Origin of the sequence: Sphingobium algorifonticola, assembly GCF_004005485.1 — a bacterium.
GTDB lineage: Bacteria > Pseudomonadota > Alphaproteobacteria > Sphingomonadales > Sphingomonadaceae > Sphingobium > Sphingobium algorifonticola.
In genome coordinates this window covers 325,720-343,596 of sequence record NZ_RZUL01000001.1, presented here as the reverse complement: position 1 = coordinate 343,596, position 17,877 = coordinate 325,720, and the positions used below count along the sequence as shown (strand labels likewise).

At 63.6% G+C, this 17,877-nt stretch carries 16 protein-coding genes and 1 riboswitch; of the genes, 12 read left to right on the top strand and 4 right to left on the bottom strand.

Going from position 1 to position 17,877, the window contains the following annotated elements:
* Positions 1–28: 28 nt before the first annotated feature.
* The 12 genes from mdh (at position 29) to gcvPB (ending at position 14,432) form a co-directional block, all read left to right on the top strand.
* Positions 29–991, top strand: coding sequence for a malate dehydrogenase (mdh, locus tag ENE74_RS01745; protein WP_127688916.1), 963 nt, complete (start codon positions 29–31; stop codon positions 989–991).
* A complete protein-coding gene (locus ENE74_RS01740) occupies positions 988–1,284 on the top strand; it encodes a hypothetical protein (RefSeq protein ID WP_127688915.1) in 297 nt (98 codons plus the stop codon). Before mdh ends, ENE74_RS01740 begins: the two co-directional genes overlap by 4 nt.
* A 15-nt stretch (positions 1,285–1,299) precedes the next feature.
* Entirely contained in the window at positions 1,300–2,184 is an 885-nt protein-coding gene (gene sucD, locus ENE74_RS01735; RefSeq protein WP_127688914.1) for a succinate--CoA ligase subunit alpha, read from the top strand.
* 204 nt (positions 2,185–2,388) lie between these two features.
* Positions 2,389–5,205, top strand: a complete 2,817-nt coding sequence (locus tag ENE74_RS01730) for a 2-oxoglutarate dehydrogenase E1 component (protein WP_127688913.1) — start codon at positions 2,389–2,391, stop codon at positions 5,203–5,205.
* A gap of 9 nt (positions 5,206–5,214) precedes the next feature.
* On the top strand, positions 5,215–6,465 hold the full coding sequence (gene odhB, locus ENE74_RS01725) for a 2-oxoglutarate dehydrogenase complex dihydrolipoyllysine-residue succinyltransferase (protein ID WP_127688912.1): 1,251 nt from the start codon (positions 5,215–5,217) through the stop codon (positions 6,463–6,465).
* An 83-nt stretch (positions 6,466–6,548) separates the two neighbouring features.
* Positions 6,549–6,815 (top strand): GIY-YIG nuclease family protein, encoded by a 267-nt coding sequence (locus tag ENE74_RS01720; RefSeq protein ID WP_277601354.1) that lies wholly within the window; start codon positions 6,549–6,551, stop codon positions 6,813–6,815.
* 55 nt (positions 6,816–6,870) lie between these two features.
* Positions 6,871–8,271, top strand: a complete 1,401-nt coding sequence (gene lpdA, locus ENE74_RS01715) for a dihydrolipoyl dehydrogenase (RefSeq protein WP_127688910.1) — start codon at positions 6,871–6,873, stop codon at positions 8,269–8,271.
* Between the two features lie 153 nt (positions 8,272–8,424).
* Positions 8,425–9,582, top strand: a complete 1,158-nt coding sequence (locus ENE74_RS01710) for a deoxyguanosinetriphosphate triphosphohydrolase (protein WP_127688909.1) — start codon at positions 8,425–8,427, stop codon at positions 9,580–9,582.
* 75 nt (positions 9,583–9,657) lie between these two features.
* A riboswitch (glycine riboswitch) is annotated at positions 9,658–9,755 on the top strand.
* A 191-nt stretch (positions 9,756–9,946) separates the two neighbouring features.
* Positions 9,947–11,104, top strand: coding sequence for a glycine cleavage system aminomethyltransferase GcvT (gcvT, locus tag ENE74_RS01705; RefSeq protein WP_127688908.1), 1,158 nt, complete (start codon positions 9,947–9,949; stop codon positions 11,102–11,104).
* Between the two features lie 2 nt (positions 11,105–11,106).
* The gene (gene gcvH, locus ENE74_RS01700) at positions 11,107–11,478 is read left to right on the top strand and encodes a glycine cleavage system protein GcvH (protein WP_127688907.1); all 372 of its coding nucleotides are present in this window, start codon (positions 11,107–11,109) and stop codon (positions 11,476–11,478) included.
* Between the two features lie 21 nt (positions 11,479–11,499).
* Entirely contained in the window at positions 11,500–12,858 is a 1,359-nt protein-coding gene (gene gcvPA / locus ENE74_RS01695) for an aminomethyl-transferring glycine dehydrogenase subunit GcvPA (RefSeq protein WP_127688906.1), read from the top strand.
* Positions 12,855–14,432, top strand: coding sequence for an aminomethyl-transferring glycine dehydrogenase subunit GcvPB (gcvPB, locus tag ENE74_RS01690; RefSeq protein ID WP_127688905.1), 1,578 nt, complete (start codon positions 12,855–12,857; stop codon positions 14,430–14,432). The genes gcvPA and gcvPB overlap by 4 nt, the downstream gene beginning before the upstream one ends.
* 35 nt (positions 14,433–14,467) lie before the next feature.
* On the opposite strand, the gene ENE74_RS01685 is transcribed toward gcvPB, so the two are convergent.
* The 4 genes from ENE74_RS01685 to rplK form a co-directional block, all read right to left on the bottom strand.
* The gene (locus ENE74_RS01685; RefSeq protein ID WP_277601353.1) at positions 14,468–15,343 is read right to left on the bottom strand and encodes a DMT family transporter; all 876 of its coding nucleotides are present in this window, start codon (positions 15,341–15,343) and stop codon (positions 14,468–14,470) included.
* A 150-nt stretch (positions 15,344–15,493) separates the two neighbouring features.
* Positions 15,494–16,252 (bottom strand): class I SAM-dependent methyltransferase, encoded by a 759-nt coding sequence (locus ENE74_RS01680; protein ID WP_420902559.1) that lies wholly within the window; start codon positions 16,250–16,252, stop codon positions 15,494–15,496.
* A 304-nt stretch (positions 16,253–16,556) separates the two neighbouring features.
* The gene (rplA, locus tag ENE74_RS01675) at positions 16,557–17,255 is read right to left on the bottom strand and encodes a 50S ribosomal protein L1 (RefSeq protein ID WP_127688903.1); all 699 of its coding nucleotides are present in this window, start codon (positions 17,253–17,255) and stop codon (positions 16,557–16,559) included.
* 4 nt (positions 17,256–17,259) lie between these two features.
* Positions 17,260–17,691: a 50S ribosomal protein L11 gene (rplK, locus tag ENE74_RS01670; RefSeq protein WP_127688902.1), complete on the bottom strand. Its 432-nt coding sequence runs from the start codon at positions 17,689–17,691 to the stop codon at positions 17,260–17,262.
* Positions 17,692–17,877 lie beyond the last annotated feature (186 nt).

Below are 17,877 nucleotides of genomic sequence, written 5' to 3'. Positions count from 1 at the left end.
CCAGCTTGGTAACGTTTGGAGGATGACAATGGCCCGTAAGAAGATCGCGCTGATCGGCGCTGGCAACATCGGCGGCACGCTCGCGCATCTCGCGGCATTGAAGGGCCTGGGCGACATCGTCCTGTTCGACGTGGTGGAAGGCATTCCGCAGGGCAAAGCGCTCGACCTGTCGCAGTGCGGCCCTGTCGAAGGGTTCGACTCGCAGATCACCGGTTCCAACGATTATGCCGACATCGCCGGCGCAGACGTCATCATCGTCACCGCCGGCGTCGCCCGCAAGCCGGGCATGAGCCGCGACGACCTGCTCGGCATCAACCTCAAAGTCATGAAGGCAGTGGGCGAGGGCATCAAGAACAATGCCCCCGACGCCTTCGTCATCTGCATCACCAACCCGCTCGACGCGATGGTATGGGCATTGCGCGAGTTTTCCGGCCTGCCGCACAACAAGGTGGTTGGCATGGCGGGTGTGCTCGACAGCTCGCGGTTCAGCCATTTCCTCGCCGACGAGTTCAAGGTGTCGATCAAGGACGTAACCAGCTTCGTGCTGGGCGGCCATGGCGACACGATGGTGCCGGTGATCGAATATTCGACTGTATCGGGGATCCCGATCCCCGACCTGATTGCCATGGGCCGCTCGACGCAGGAACGCATCGACGCGATCGTGCAGCGGACCCGTTCGGGCGGCGGCGAGATCGTGGGTCTGCTCAAGACGGGCTCAGCCTTCTATGCGCCCGCCACCAGCGGCATTGCAATGGCGGAAGCCTATCTGGGTGACCAGAAGCGCGTCCTGCCCTGCGCCGCCTATGTCGAGGGCAAATATGGCGTCGATGGCCTGTATGTCGGCGTGCCGGTGGTGATCGGCGCAGGCGGTGTCGAGGAAATCATCGAAATCGCGCTGAGCGACGAAGCGAAGGCGAACCTTCAGGTGTCGGTGGACGCGGTGAAGGAATTGCTGGTGGCGTGTCGGGGTATCGATAATTCGCTGGCATGAACGACCAGCTCATCAGCATTGCCGCTCCGGCATGTATGCTGGGGTGGTACTTGTTGCATGTTTGGATAGGTTCTCGAATTAAGCGTCGATGGGCTTTAATCGTTTCTATAATTGAGATTGTTGCGTTTTTTGCTTTGGTATTTTTGATCTATTGGCAAATCAATGCATCATCTGACAAAAGTGGAATGATGTCAGGTGGAATGTTTCTTATATTGGCTTTCTTTGTCTTAGTCATCCCTGCGCTGTTATCGCTGATATCACTTTTTATTTCACGTTGGTGGCGCCGCATTTAACTTTCTGGAGATATGATGAGCATTCTCGTAAATAAGAACACGAAAGTCATCACCCAGGGGATGACCGGGGCCACCGGCACCTTCCATACCGAACAGGCGCTGGCCTATGGTACGCAGATGGTCGCAGGCGTTACGCCGGGGAAGGGCGGGAGCAGCCATATCGGCCTGCCGATCTACGACACGGTGCTGGAAGCCAAGACCAAGACGGGTGCCGACGCATCGGTCGTCTATGTGCCGCCGCCATTTGCCGCGGACTCCATTCTGGAAGCGATCGACGCGGAAATCCCGCTGATCGTGTGCATCACCGAAGGCATTCCGGTGCTCGACATGGTGCGCGTGAAGCGCGCGCTCTCGGGCAGCAAGTCGCGGCTGATCGGTCCCAACTGCCCCGGCGTGCTGACGCCCGGCGAATGCAAGATCGGCATCATGCCCGGCTCCATCTTCAAGAAGGGCAGCGTCGGCGTGGTCTCGCGTTCCGGCACGCTGACCTATGAAGCGGTGTTCCAGACCTCGAACGCGGGTCTTGGCCAGACCACGGCGGTCGGCATTGGCGGCGACCCGGTGAACGGCACCAATTTCATCGACGTGCTGGAGCTTTTCCTGGCCGACGATGCCACCGAAAGCATCATCATGATCGGCGAGATCGGCGGCGACGCCGAAGAGCAGGCGGCGCAGTTCCTGATCGACGAGGCGAAGCGCGGCCGCAAGAAGCCGATGGCCGGCTTCATCGCGGGCCGCACGGCGCCTCCGGGCCGTCGCATGGGCCATGCCGGCGCGATTGTTTCGGGTGGCAAGGGCGATGCGGAAAGCAAGATCGCGGCGATGGAAGCAGCAGGCATCAAGGTTTCGACCAGCCCGTCGGAACTGGGCACCACGCTGCTCGAAGTGTTGAAGGGCTGACAGAGACCCTTCTCCCTTGACGGGAGAAGGATACGAAGCCTTGCCAGCGTGCTGGCTAGGCGAAGTTGGATGAGGGTGAGCAAGCCTTTGGCTCGCGCGGTTCCGCTGGAACCGCATACCCCTCACCCAGCTATGACTAAGCCACTTCGTGGCTAAGTCTGCGCAACCCTCTCCCGCAAGGGGAGAGGGGAAGTGAGGTGGAACATGGGTTACGAAGGTCAGGACGTTTTTGCGGGCGTGGGGGAAATCGAGCAGGGTCCAAGCTGGGCACGCTCCAACTGGCCGCCGGTGGACACCGACGACCTGACCGGCGCGCTTGACCCGACGCAGATGCAGGTCGCTGTGAAGGCTGCGGCGAAGGCGGCGGGCAAGACCGTGTCCGATGCCGACATCGCCGAAGCGGCAGGCGATTCGATCCGCGCGATGATGCTCATCCGCACCTATCGCGTGCGCGGGCATCTGGCCTCCAACCTCGATCCGCTCGGCCTTTCGCAGCGCGAGCTGCCCGCCGATCTGACGCCGGAATATCATGGCTTTGCGGGCGCGGCGCTGGACAAGAAAGTCTATCTGGGCGGTACGCTCGGCCTTGAATATGCGACAGTGCGCGAGCTGGTCGAGATATTGCGCGCCAACTACTGCGGCAATGTCGGCCTGGAATATATGCATATCGCCGATGTGGAGGAGCGCCGCTTCCTGCAGGAGCGGATGGAAGGCAAGGACAAGGAAATTCATTTCTCGCCCGAAGGCAAGAAGGCGATCCTGACCAAGGTCATCCACGGCGAGCAATATGAGAAGTTCCTGGGCCGCAAATATGTCGGCACCAAGCGTTTCGGGCTGGATGGCGGCGAGTCCATGATCCCGGCGCTGGAGGCGATCATCAAGCATGGCGGTGCGCAGGGCGTGCGCGAGATCGTGTTCGGCATGGCGCATCGCGGGCGCCTCAACGTGCTCGCCAATGTGATGGCCAAGGGCTTTCGCGTGATCTTCCACGAGTTTTCCGGCGGTACCGCCAACCCGGAGGACGTGGGCGGATCGGGCGACGTCAAATATCATCTCGGCACCTCGACCGACCGGGAGTTCGACGGAATCAAGGTGCACATGAGCCTGGTGCCCAATCCTTCGCATCTGGAAACCGTCGATCCGATCGTGCTGGGCAAGGTCCGCGCGCAACAGGTGTTCCGCGACGATCTCGGCACGCACGAACAGGTGCTGCCGGTGCTGATCCATGGCGACGCGGCGTTCGCGGGGCAGGGGATCGTGTGGGAGTGCTTCGGCTTTTCGGGCATTCGCGGCTACAATACCGGCGGCTGCATCCATTTCGTCGTCAACAATCAGGTGGGCTTTACGACCTCGCCACAATTTGCGCGTTCGTCGCCCTATCCCAGCGACGTGGCGAAGGGCGTGATGGCGCCGATCCTGCACGTCAATGGCGACGATCCCGAAGCGGTGACCTTCGCCTGCAAGCTGGCGATCGAATATCGCCAGACCTTCCACCGCGACATCGTGATCGACATGTGGTGCTATCGCCGCTTCGGCCATAACGAAGGCGACGAGCCGAGTTTCACCCAGCCGCTGATGTACGCGAAAATCCGCCAGCATCCGCCGGTCAGCGATGTCTATGCCGCCCGGCTGAAGGCGCAGGGCGTCATCGATGACGGCTTTGTCACGGCGACCACGCAGGAGTTCGTCGATCATCTGGAAGACGAGTTCGAGGCGGCCAAAAGCTACAAGGCGAACAAGGCGGACTGGTTCGCCGGGCGCTGGTCCGGCCTGTCGCAGCCCGCCGACGCCGAAACCGCGCGCGGCAATGTCGAAACCGGCATTCCCGCGAAGCTGTTCGAAAGCCTGGGCCGGACGCTGACCAGCGTTCCCGACACGATCAACATCCACAAGACGCTGCGCCGCATATTGGAAGCAAAGGCGGAGATGTTCCGCACCGGCGACAATTTCGACTGGGCGACCGGCGAGGCGCTGGCGTTCGGATCGTTGCTGTCCGAAGGCTATGGTGTGCGCCTGTCGGGTCAGGATTCCGGCCGCGGCACGTTCAGCCAGCGGCATTCGGTGTGGGTCGATCAGGATAGCGAAAGCCGCTATATTCCGCTGTCGACGGTGCCGCACGGCCGCTTCGAAGTGCTGGATTCGCCGCTGTCGGAATATGGCGTGCTGGGCTTCGAATATGGCTATGCGCTGGCCGACCCGAAAAGCCTTGTGCTGTGGGAAGCACAGTTCGGCGATTTCGCCAATGGCGCGCAGATCGTGATCGACCAGTATATCGCGTCGTCCGAATCCAAATGGCTGCGCGCCAACGGCCTCGTCATGTTGCTGCCGCACGGCTATGAAGGGCAGGGGCCAGAGCATAGCTCCGCGCGTCTCGAACGCTTTCTGCAACTGTGTGCGGAAGGCAATATCCAGGTCGCCAACTGCACGACGCCGGCCAATTACTTCCACATCCTGCGCCGCCAGATGCTGCGCTCGTTCCGCAAGCCACTCATCATCATGACGCCCAAGTCGCTGCTGCGGCACAAGCTGGCGGTCAGCAAGGCATCGGATTTCCAGGGGCAGACGCATTTCATGCGGCTGCTTTCGGACACCAATCCGGCGGCGGACGACAAGACGAAGCGGCTGGTGCTGTGCAGCGGCAAGGTCGCCTATGACCTGATCGAGGCCCGCGACGCGGCAGGCGACAAGGCCACGCAGATTGTGCGTGTGGAGCAGCTCTATCCCTTCCCCACAGAGGCGCTGGCCGCCCGCATCAAGCGCATGACGAACCTGGAAGAGGTCGTCTGGTGCCAGGAAGAGCCGCGCAACAACGGCGCATGGTTCTTCGTCGAGCCGTTCATCGAGGAAAGCCTGGAGCAGGCCGGCAAGGCACCGATGCGCGCGCGCTATGCGGGGCGCAAGGCGTCGGCATCGCCTGCCACCGGTCTTGCCAAGCGTCACATCGCCGAACAGGGCGCGCTGGTGGCCGATGCACTCGGTCACAGCGTCCGCACCGAAATCCGTCGCCAGAAGAAGGGCTAAGTCTGCACCATGGCCACCGAAGTCAAAGTCCCTACCCTGGGCGAATCCGTTACCGAAGCCACCGTCGGCGCATGGCTGAAAAAGCCGGGCGATGCCGTCGCGCTGGATGAACCCATTTGCAGCCTGGAAACAGACAAGGTTGCGGTGGACGTGCCCTCGCCGGTCGCAGGCACGCTGGGCCAGCAGCTCGTCAAGGAAGGCGATACCGTCAATGTCGGCGCGGTGATTGCGATCATCGAGGCGGGCGGTGCGGCAGCCTCGCCCGCCCCCGCGGCAGCGGCAGCGCCTGCGAAGGCGGAAGCCGCAGCCCCCGCGCCGACGGCCTCTGCCCCCGCGGACGAGGACGATGGCGAAGGCGGCAATCTGACCCTGTCGCCGGCCGTGCGCCGTCTGGTGCTGGAGCATGGGCTTGACCCCAGCAAGATCAAGGGCACCGGCAAGGACGGACGGCTGACGAAGGACGACGTGGTCGCTGCCGTCGCTGCGGGGACGGCCAAGGCCACAGCCGCACCGGCCGCCAGCGCCGCGCCTGCCGCCGCTGCCGCCCCTTCCGCGCCCGGTCGCGGCGAAGAGCGTGTACGCATGACACGCCTGCGCCAGACGGTCGCCAAGCGGCTGAAGACCGCGCAGGAAACCGCAGCCCTGCTGACGACGTTCAACGATGTCGACATGAGCGCGGTGATCGAAGCGCGGGCGAAGTACAAGGATCTGTTCGAGAAGAAGCACGGAGTGCGCCTGGGCTTCATGGGCTTTTTCACCAAGGCGGTGACGATGGCCCTGCGCGACGTGCCCGGCGTGAACGCGCAGATCGAGGGCGACGAGATCATCTATCACGACTATGCCGACATTTCGGTTGCGGTCAGCGCGCCCAATGGCCTCGTCGTGCCGGTCATCCGCAATGCCGAAAGCATGAGCGTCGCGCAGGTCGAAAAGACGATCGGCGAGTTCGGCAGGAAGGCCAAGGACGGTACCTTGACGATGGAGGACATGAAGGGCGGCACCTTCACCATCTCCAACGGCGGCGTCTTCGGATCGCTGATGTCCACGCCGATCATCAATACGCCGCAGAGCGCGGTGCTGGGCCTCCACCGCATCGAGGATCGCGCCGTCGTCCGCGACGGACAGATCGTCATCCGCCCGATGATGTATCTCGCGCTCAGCTACGACCACCGCCTGATCGACGGCCGCGAAGCCGTGACCTTCCTGGTCGCGGTGAAGAACGCGATCGAGGATCCGACCCGCCTCCTGATCGATTTGTGAGACGCTGAGAGATTGAATAGCCGTTCTCCTGCGAAAGCAGGAGTCCAGGGCGGAGAAGTGCAACGAAAGCCGGTTTTGTCTATCTGATGGCGAACAAGCGCAACGGAACGCTGTATATCGGCGTAACCAGCAATTTGATCGCCAGGGCATATCAGCATCGCAATGGCCTGATTGACGGGTTTACAAAGGATCACGACTGCAGATTGCTGGTCTGGTTTGAATATCATGACGATTTGCAGGACGCACGGTTACGCGAACTGCAAATGAAGAAATGGAAACGCGCTTGGAAAATCGAACTGATCGAGCGGACCAATCCGCGATGGCATGATCTGTTCGATAGCCTTGCCTGAAACGCCCTGGGCTCCTGCTTTCGCAGGAGAACGGCCTGTGGTGATGGAGTGAAGAATGGCCGAATATGATTACGATGTGCTGGTGATCGGTGCCGGACCCGGTGGTTATGTCGCGGCGATCCGGGCGGCGCAGCTTGGCCTGAAAACCGCCTGTGCGGAAAGCGGGGCGACGCTCGGCGGCACCTGCCTCAATGTCGGCTGCATCCCCTCGAAGGCGCTGCTCAATGCCTCCCATCATTATGAGGCCGCGCATTCGGGCGCGCTGGCGAAGCACGGTATCAAGGTCGGCCAGGTCGAACTGGACCTGCCCGCGATGCTCGCCGACAAGGACGGTGCGGTAAAGGGCCTGACCGACGGCATCGCCTTCCTCTTCAAGAAGAACAAGGTCGACTGGATCAAGGGCCTCGCCACCTTCCAGGATGCGCATAGCGTGGACGTCGGCGGCAAGACGGTGACCGCGAAGAACATCGTCATCGCCACTGGCTCCTCCGTCACCCCGCTTCCGGGTGTCGAAGTGGATAACGCCAAGGGCATCGTCGTCGATTCCACCGGCGCATTGGCGCTGGAAAAGGTGCCGGGGCATATGGTCGTGATCGGCGGCGGCGTGATCGGGCTGGAACTGGGATCGGTGTGGCGGCGGCTGGGCGCGCAGGTGACGGTCGTGGAATATCTCGACCAGATATTGCCCGGCATGGATGGCGACGTGCGCAAGGAAGCGGCGAAGCTGTTCAAGAAGCAGGGCTTCGACATCAAGACGGGCACCAAGGTAACCGGCGTGTCGGTCAAGGGCAGGAAAGCCACCGTATCGGTCGAACCGGCCAAGGGCGGCGACGCGAGCGTGATCGAGGCCGACGTGGTGCTGGTCGCCATCGGCCGCAGGCCCAATACCGAGGGCCTTGGCCTCGACGCGATCGGTCTGGCGGTCAACGCGCGCGGGCAGATCGAAACCGATCATGATTTCGCGACCAAGGTGCCGGGCGTCTGGGCGATCGGCGACGTGATCCCCGGCCCGATGCTGGCGCACAAGGCGGAGGACGAGGGTGTTGCCGTTGCGGAGAATATCGCGGGCCTGACGGGTATCGTGAACCACGACGTCATTCCTTCGGTGGTCTACACCCATCCCGAAATCGCGGGCGTCGGCCTGACCGAGGAGCAGGCGAAAGAGCGCGGCCCGGTCAAGACCGGCAAGTTCCCGATGATGGCGAACAGCCGTGCCAAGGCGATCCGCGACACCGAAGGCTTCGTGAAGGTCATCGCCGACGCGGAAACCGACAAGGTGCTGGGGGTGTGGATCATCGCGACGCCTGCCGGTGACATGATCGCGCAGGCGGCGCAGGCCATGGAGTTCGGCGCATCGAGCGAGGACATCGCCTATACTTGCCACGCGCATCCCACCCATGCCGAAGCGTTCAAGGAAGCGGCGATGGCGGTGCGGGGCAAGCCCATTCATATGTGATGGGGTTGGTGTGGTCGCGTTTCCGTTCCCCGGCGCAGGCCGGCGCGGACTGCACTTTGTTGCTCTGGACCCCGGCTTTCGCCGGGGAACTGCGTGATAATAAACCCTGCGCCAGCGGTTCTCTTTGACGCCATCGCACCCTAGGTAGCGCGCATGACCAGCCCCGCCCCCTATGCCGCGCGCCCCGATGCCAGCCGGGGGCGGCTCCACGCCGAACCGGGGGGCGAGACGCGGGGGCCGCGCGACATGTTCCAGCGGGATCGGGATCGGATCATCCATTCGATCGCGTTCCGGCGCCTGCGCCACAAGACGCAGGTGTTCATCGCGCCCGACGGCGATCATTATCGTGTACGCCTGACCCACAGCCTTGAAGTCGCGCAGATCGGCCGCACCATCGCCCGCGCGCTGGGCCTGAACGAGGACCTGACCGAAGCTTTGTGCCTGGCGCATGATATCGGCCATCCCCCTTTCGGTCATGCGGGGGAGGATGCGCTGAAGGCCGCGATGGCGCGGCAGGGCGGCTTCGATCACAATGCCCATACGCTGCGCACGCTGATGCGGCTGGAATGCCCCTATCCGCGCTTTCCCGGCCTCAATCTGAGCTGGGACATGCTGGAGGGGCTGGCGAAGCACAACGGGCCGGTCGTGCAACCCGGTTGGGCCATGGCCGATGTCGATGCGCTGTTCCCCCTCGACCTGCGGGACTGGCCGAGCCTGGAGGCACAGGTGGCGGCGATCGCCGACGACATCGCCTATGACAATCACGATATCGACGACGGGCTGCGCGCGGGCCTGCTGACGCTCGACCAGTTGCTGGAGGTGCCGATGGTCGCGGCCTGCTGGGCGCGGGTGAAAGGACGGCATCCCGGCATTGCCGACGCGCGTCTGCTGCGCGAACTGGTGCGCGACCAGATCGGCGTGATGGTGAACGACGTTATCCAGACCGCACGGGCGACGATCGCCGACAGTGGGGTGCGGACGGTCGATGACGTGCGGCAGGCGGGGCGCGCGCTCATCGGCTTTTCCGACGAGATGGCGGCGGCAGAGCGCGTGCTCAAGCGGTTCATGTATGCGCAGCTCTATCATCATGCCGATCAACTGGCGGCGGCGGACCGGGCACGGGTGATCGTGGCCGATCTGTTTGCGGCCTATCGCGCCGATCCCGCGCTGATGGCGGACGGCTGGCCGGAAGGCTGCGACGCCGACGAGCCGGACCGCAGCCGCCACATCGCCGATTTCATTGCCGGCATGACCGACCGCTATGCGGAAAATCGGCATTTCGCCCTGTTTGGCGGTCAGCCCAGTTCATAGCCGGATTGACGCGCCGCAGCCTTTGGGCAATGGACGATCTGTCTTCGCGTCGGATTCGGTCAACGGATCGGGCGCGGGCATGATACGGGAGAGTGCCGAGCGGTCAGCGCCGCGCGGACGCCGAAGGAGCAACCGCCCCGGAATCTCTCAGGCCAAGGGACCGTATCATGGCTGGACACTCTGGAAAGCGAACGGCCGCATGCCGTTCCACCGAAGGTGTAAACCGCCCGATCGCTCCGTTGTGGAGAGGATCGTCCGGTCAAAGCTCTCAGGTTCCGTGACAGAGGGGGTGATGACATGAGGGACCGCCGTCCGTGGTTCGTTATGTGATTGCAGAAGCCCTTTTCGTGCCGGAGACCGGAAGATGACCACCCCCAGTGACGTTCTGGACACGGCACCCGACAGCGATGCTGCCGGTTCAGTGCCCGAAAAGCTGCCGCTCGATGCCTGGCACCGCACGCGGGGCGGCCGGATGGTCGCCTTCGCCGGCTATGACATGCCGATCCAGTATGAAGGCATCATGGCGGAGCATAGCTGGACGCGCAGCCATGCCGGGCTGTTCGATGTCAGCCACATGGGGCAGATCGGCTTTACCGGCGAAGATGTCGACGCGGCACTGGAAACGGTGCTGCCGGGCGATATTCTGGGCCTCAAGACATTCCGCCAGCGTTATTCGCTGCTGCTCGACGAGGAAGGCGGCATTCTTGACGACCTGATGGTCAGCCGCCGCCCGGACGACTTCTACATGGTGGTCAACGGCGCAACCAAATATGAGGACATCGGCTGGCTGCGCGAACAGCTGTCGGATGACATCACCATCAACCACATGGAGGATCAGGCGCTGCTCGCCTTGCAGGGACCGGAAGCGGGCGTTGCACTGGCCAGCCTGATCCCGGCGACGGCCGACCTGTATTTCATGCAGTGCGGCCCGTTCGTCTGGCAGGGGCATGATCTGTGGATCTCGCGCTCAGGCTATACCGGCGAAGACGGCTTTGAAATCAGCGTGCCTGCCGAAGCGGTTGAGGCGCTTGCCGATGCGCTGTGCGCGCTGGATCAGGTCAAGCCGATCGGGCTTGGCGCGCGCGATTCCTTGCGGCTGGAGGCGGGCCTGCCGCTCTACGGGCATGATATCGATACCGCGGTCAGCCCGATCGCCGCCGACCTGGGTTTTGCGATATCGAAGCGTCGCCGCGAACAGGGCGGCTTCATCGGCCATGCGCGCATCGCGCGGGAACTGGCTGAAGGTGCGCCATCGCGACGGGTCGGCCTGACGATCGAAGGGCGGCTGCCCGCGCGTGAAGGGGCCGCGATCTTTCTGGGCAACGACCGCATCGGCACCGTGACATCGGGCGGCTTTGCCCCGACGGTCGGTGCGCCGATCGCCATGGGCTGGGTCGAAACCGCGCATGCCGCAATCGGCACCGTGCTTGACGTCGAAGTACGCGGCAAGCGGCTTGCCGCCACGATCGCGCCGATGCCCTTCGTCCCTCACCGCTATCACCGCCTGAAGCCAGGAGCCTGACAATGAGCCGTTACTTTACCGACGAACATGAATGGATCGATGTCGACGGCGACATCGCGACCGTCGGCATCACCGATTATGCGCAGGAGCAACTGGGCGACATCGTGTTCGTCGAATTGCCTGCCGAAGGCGCGAAGTTCGACAAGGGCGACGATGCCGCCGTCGTCGAATCGGTCAAGGCGGCGTCCGACGTCTATGCGCCGATTTCCGGCGAAGTGGTCGAGGCCAACGCCGCACTGGAGGAGGAGCCGGCGCTGGTGAACAGCGATCCCGAAGAGGACGGCTGGTTCTTCAAGCTGCGGATCGCGGACACCGCCGAGCTGGAAGGCCTGATGGACGAGGCCGCCTATCGCAAGTTTGTCGCCGGTCTCTGACCGGCCAGTCAAGGAACCCTGATGCGCTATCTTCCCCTGACCGATACCGATCGCAGCGCGATGCTGAACGTCATCGGTGTCCAGTCGATCGACGATCTTTTCATGGATGTGCCTGTCGAGGCGCAGCTTGCAACGAAGATCGACGGGCTGCCCGATCATGCCAGCGAGCTGGCGGTGGAGCGGCATATGGGGAAGCTGGCGCGGAAGAATATGGTCGCGGGCGACGTGCCCTTCTTTCTGGGGGCTGGCGCTTATCGCCATCATGTGCCCGCCAGCGTCGATCATCTGATTCAGCGCGGCGAGTTCCTGACCGCCTATACCCCCTATCAGCCGGAAATCGCGCAGGGGACGTTGCAGGTCCTGTTCGAGTTCCAGACGCAGGTGGCGCGGCTGTTTGGCTGCGATGTCGCCAATGCATCGATGTATGACGGGTCCACCGCCTGCTGGGAAGCGATCGGCATGGCGCGGCGTATCACCCGGCGCGGCAAGGCATTGCTGTCGTCCGGCCTGCATCCCCATTATGTGTCCGTCGCGCGCACGATGGCGCGCTTCACCGGCGATCAGCTTGTCTACACCACCCCGCGCGTCGACGCCGAACCCGACATCCAGACGCTGATCGACGCCATCGACGGCGACACCAGTTGCGTCGTCGTGCAATATCCCGACATATTGGGGCGCATCGGCGATCTGTCCGCGCTTGCGGCCAAGGCCCATGCTGCCGGCGCGCTGCTGATCGCGGTGGTGACCGAGCCGGTGGCGCTGGGCGCGATCACCCCGCCCGGAGACATGGGCGCGGACATCGTTGTGGGCGAAGGCCAGTCGATCGGCGTCGGCCTGCAATTTGGCGGGCCGTATCTCGGCCTGTTCGCCTGCAAGCAGAAATATGTGCGGCAGATGCCCGGTCGCCTGTGCGGCGAGACAGTGGACGCGGAGGGGAAGCGCGGTTTCGTGCTGACGCTCTCCACCCGCGAACAGCACATCCGCCGCGAAAAGGCGACGTCGAACATCTGCACCAACAGTGGCCTGTGCGCGCTGGCCTTTTCCATTCACATGACTCTGCTGGGCGAAAGGGGGCTGACCGATCTTGCCGCGCTGAACCACGCGCGCGCGGTGCAGGCGGCCGAGGCGCTGGAAGCGGTGCCGGGCGTGCGATTGCTCAACAGCAGCTTCTTCAACGAGTTCACGATCCTGCTCGATCAGGATGCGCGCGAAGTCGCGCGGGCGCTGGCCGATCGGGACATATTGGGGGGCGTATCACTGGGCCGCCTGTTTCCCGATGCGGCGGAGCTTTCCGGCGGGCTGGTGGTGGCCGTGACCGAAACCACGACCGAGGATGATATTGCGGCCCTGTGTGGGGGCCTGAAGGAGGTGCTCGCATGACGATGCTCAAGGAAGGGCGTCCGACGCGACCCGTCGCGCTGGCCCAGGACAAGGCGACTGCGAACCCGACGATCACGGGCAACAAGGCTCTGATGCTGGAAGAGGCGCTGATCTTCGAAATCGGATCGCATGAGACGACAGGCGTCGACATCGCACCCGCGCCGCAGGTGAAAAGCCGTCTGGGCGGGCTGGAGCGGCGCAAGCCGATCGCGCTGCCCGGCCTTTCGGAGCCGGAAACGGTGCGGCATTACACGCGCCTGTCGCGGCAGAATTACGGGATCGACCTGGGCTTCTTTCCGCTCGGTTCCTGCACGATGAAGCATAACCCGCGCCTCAACGAGAAAATGGCGCGCCTGCCCGGCTTTGCCGATATTCATCCGCTGCAACCGCAATCGACGGTGCAGGGCGCGCTGGCGGTGATCCACGAACTCGCCGAATGGCTGGTCACGCTGACCGGCATGCACAGCGTCGCGATGAGCCCGAAGGCTGGCGCGCATGGCGAGCTCTGTGGCCTGCTGGCGATCCGCGCCGCACTGGAAGCGCGCGGCGACGCCCGTTCGGTCGTGCTAGTGCCTGAGAGCGCGCACGGCACCAACCCGGCGACGGCCGCCTTCTGCGGCTATGCAGTGGAGGATATTCCGGCCACGCCCGAAGGCCGCGTCGATCTCGCGGCGCTCAAGGCCCGGCTTGGCCCCGATGTTGCGGCGGTGATGATCACCAACCCCAACACCTGCGGCCTGTTCGAGCGCGATTTGCGCACGATTTCGGAAGCGGTGCACGCAGCGGGCGGCTTCGTCTATTGCGACGGGGCCAATTTCAACGCCATAGTCGGGCGGGTGCGCCCCGGCGATCTGGGCGTCGACGCCATGCACATCAACCTGCACAAGACTTTTTCAACCCCGCATGGTGGGGGCGGCCCCGGTTCCGGCCCGGTGGTGTTCAGCGAGGCTCTGTCGCCCTATGCGCCGCTGCCCTTTGTGGAAAAGACCGCCGATGGCCATGTGCTGATCGAGGAGGAAACGGCGGGCGAGCATCATGCCGGCAGCTTTGGTCGCATGGTCGCGTTCCACGGGCAGATGGGCATGTTCACCCGCGCGCTGACCTATATCATGAGCCACGGTGCCGACGGCCTGCGGCAGGTGAGCGAGGACGCCGTGCTCAACGCCAACTATATCCTGCGCAGCCTGGAGGATGTGCTCGATGCGCCCTTCGCGGCGTCCGGTCCGTGCATGCATGAGGCGCTGTTCAGCGACAAGGGCATGGCCGAGGGCTTCACGACGCTCGACATCGCCAAGGGGCTGATCGACGAGGGCTTCCATCCGATGACCGTCTATTTCCCGCTGGTCGTCCATGGCGCGATGCTGGTGGAACCGACCGAAACCGAGGGGAAGGCCGCGCTCGATCAGTTCATCGTGGCATTGCGATCGGTCGCGCAAAGGGCAAATGCCGGAGACGCGGCGCTCAAGGGCGCGCCTTATTTTGCGCCACGCCGCCGCCTCGACGAAACGCTGGCGGCGCGTAAGCCGGTGCTGGTGTGGACCGAGCCGGAAGCCGTGGCGGAAGCAGCGGAATAAAGATATTCTGTTCCCCGGCGCAGGCCGGGGGACGGTCAGGCTACGACCACATCCCGCGCGGCCTTCAGCCGGATATGTTCGCGCCAGGCAATATACAGGCCCGAAGCGACGATGAGCGCCGCGCCGATCCAGGTAGTCGGTTGCGGCCACTCGTTCCAGAACAGCCAGCCCAAAGCTGTCGCCCAGAGGAGCGTGCTGTAATCCATCGGCAGCACGACCGATACCGGCGCCCAGCGCAGCGCGCCCGTCATCCCCAGTTGGGCGAGGCCGCCGCTGATCCCGATCATCGCCAATATGCCCCATGTAAGCGGGTCATGCGCCTGCGCAACGAAGATCATGGCGATGCCCAGCGGCGGTATGGACAGGAAGGTGAACCAGAACACGGTGACGCTTGCGCCTTCCGTGCGCCCCAGATCGCGCAGCAGCAGCGCGATGAAACTGGTGAGGACCACGGCGACCAGCGCAACGGCGAGGCCCAGCGGCGGAAAATGCGCCGTATCGGGCCGCACCACCACAAGGACACCGACAAAGCCGATCAGCACCGCGCTCCAGCGGTGGATACCGGTCGCTTCCTTGAGCAGCACCGCAGACAGGATGGTGGCGACAATCGGCATGGTAAAGCCGATGGTCGTCGCTTCGGTCAGCGGCAGCAGGATATAGGCCCCGAAGTTGAACACCATACCGACAAGGCCCAGCGTCGTGCGGCTAATATGCCCGCCGATACGTTGCGTGCGCACCGATGCTGCGCCTTGGGTAAGCATGATCCAGCCGAACACGATCGGCATCGCCAGCGCCTGACGATAGAAAAGCGATTCGACGAGATGGACGCCGCGTTCGCTGGCAAGTTTCACCAGTGCGAACATGATCGCCAAACACAGCATCGCGAACAGGCGCAGACCGATGGCGAACAGCGCGCGTTCCTCGCGCGGGGATTCAGGTTGCGGCGCTATCGTCGCGATGGGATCGGCAGAGGGGGCGGTGGCGCTGTCCACGCCACCGCTTTAACCGCTTTGCTGCGCCGCGCAATGGAGCGGCGGCGCAGAAGCGGTAATTGGCTGGCCCTATTTGGCGGGCTTCACGAACTTCAGCGTCATGCGATCGCTTTCGCCGATCGCCTGATATTTCGCCTTGTCGGTTTCGCCATTGGTCAGGACCGGGGGCAGCGTCCAGACGCCCTTGGCCCAGTCGGCCGTATCCTTCGGGTTGGCGTTCACTTCGGATGCGCCGACATATTGGAAACCGGCGGCTTCCGCGAGGCGACGGACGGTCGATACCTTGAGATAGCCGGACGACTTTTCCAGCGCCGTATCGCGATCCTCGGGCAGGCGGTGATCGACGATACCCAGCGTGCCGCCGGGCTTCAGCATCGTATAGAAAGCCTTGAAGTTCGCGGCCTCGGTGCCGTTCATCACCATGTTGTGGACGTTGCGGAACGTCAGCAGCGTATCGACGCTGTCCGCCGGAATACCCGTTTCCGGCCAGGGCACCAGCTTTGTCTTGCCATAGACGTCGGGGGTCGCCGCCAGCTTTGCCTTCAGATTGTCGAAGCCCCGGCCGGGCGCCTGTGCGGCATAGAGCGTGCCCTTGTCCTTGAGCAGGGGCGCCAGGATTTCCGTGTACCAGCCGCCGCCCGGCGAATATTCGACGACCGTCTGATCGGGCTTCACCCCGAAGAACATCAAGGTTTCGACCGGATGGCGATAGGCGTCGCGCGGCGTGTTGGTAGCGGAACGGCTGGGCGCCTTCACCGCCGCCATGATCGCCTGATGCGCGGCATGGTCCATCGGCTGCGCGCCGTGGTTCATGGTGCTGTGGTCCATCGCCTGCTGCGCGCCGAGCATGGCGACGGGGCTGGCAATGGCGATCAGGCCGAACGCGATTGACTTGGAGATTTTCATTGCGGGGGGACTCCTCTCGAAAGGTGTGCGGACCATGGCGGGAGAAGGAAATCCGCGCAAGCTGTTCCCCGGCGAAAGCCGGGGTCCAGAGCAACAAAGTGCAGAGCGTACCGCCCTGGACCCCGGCTTTCGCCGGGGAACGGGACGTTGTGCTGTTTCGAAATGCGAAAAAGGCCCCGTCCTTATGCCGAGGACGGGGCCTTTTCTCTAATGCTTCGGCCTCAGATCAGGCCGAGGCCACTTCCGACACGTCGACTTTCACGCCCGGACCCATCGAGGACGACAGCGCGATCTTGCGCACGTACTTGCCCTTCGAACCGGTCGGCTTTGCCTTCACGATCGCATCGACGAAGGCGTCGAAGTTCTTGCGTAGGTCCGCCTGGCTGAAGCTCGCCTTGCCGAGGCCGGCGTGGATGATCCCGGCCTTTTCGACGCGGAACTCGATCTGGCCGCCCTTGGCCGCTTTCACGGCTTCGGCGACGTTCGGGGTCACCGTGCCCAGCTTCGGGTTCGGCATCAGGCCCTTGGGACCCAGCACCTTGCCGAGACGACCGACCAGACCCATCATGTCCGGCGTCGCGATGACGCGCTGGAAATCGATGTTGCCGGCCTGGATGCTGTCGAGCAAATCTTCTGCGCCCACGATGTCGGCACCGGCGGCAGTCGCTGCTTCCGCCTTGTCGCCGCGCGCGAACACGGCGACACGCACCGTTTTGCCCGTGCCCGCGGGCAGGGTGACGACGCCGCGGACCATCTGGTCGGCGTGGCGCGGATCGACGCCCAGGTTAATCGCGACTTCGACCGACTCGTCGAACTTGGCGGTCGCATGGGTCTTGATAAGGGCCAGCGCCTCATCGACGCCGTGCAGCTTTTCGCGATCGATCGCCGTGGCCAGCGCCTTGGCCTTCTTGGTTTGCTTTGCCATGATCTCAGCCCTCCACCACTTCGAGGCCCATTGCGCGGGCGCTGCCTTCGATGATCTTCGTTGCGGCGTCGATATCGTTCGCGTTCAGATCCTTCATCTTGACCTGCGCGATTTCCGAAAGCTGCGACCGCTTGATCTTGCCCGCGACAACCTTGCCCGGTTCCTTGGAACCCGACTTCAGGCCAACAGCCTTCTTGATGAGGAAGGTGGCCGGTGGCGTCTTGGTGACGAAGGAGAAGCTGCGATCGGCATAGACGGTGATGACGGTGGGGAGGGGCGTGCCCTTTTCCACGTCGCCGGTCGCCGCATTGAAGCCCTTGCAGAACTCCATGATGTTGACGCCGCGCTGACCCAGTGCAGGGCCGATCGGCGGGGAGGGATTGGCGGCGCCCGCAGGCACCTGGAGCTTGATGTAGCCCGTAATCTTCTTGGCCATGGTTACTCACTCTGTTGCGGGATGGTCAAAAGTCCATCCGGTTCAAGTTTAGCGGTCAAGCAGCCGATCCGAAGAGCGGCCTCCCGCGGTGTAAGCATCCTCTCCGGTGGGAGAGGATACGAACGCTTGGCAGCGTGCTGCCTAGCGGTAGTTGGAGAGGGGGTGTGCCCGTCGCGATAGCGCGGA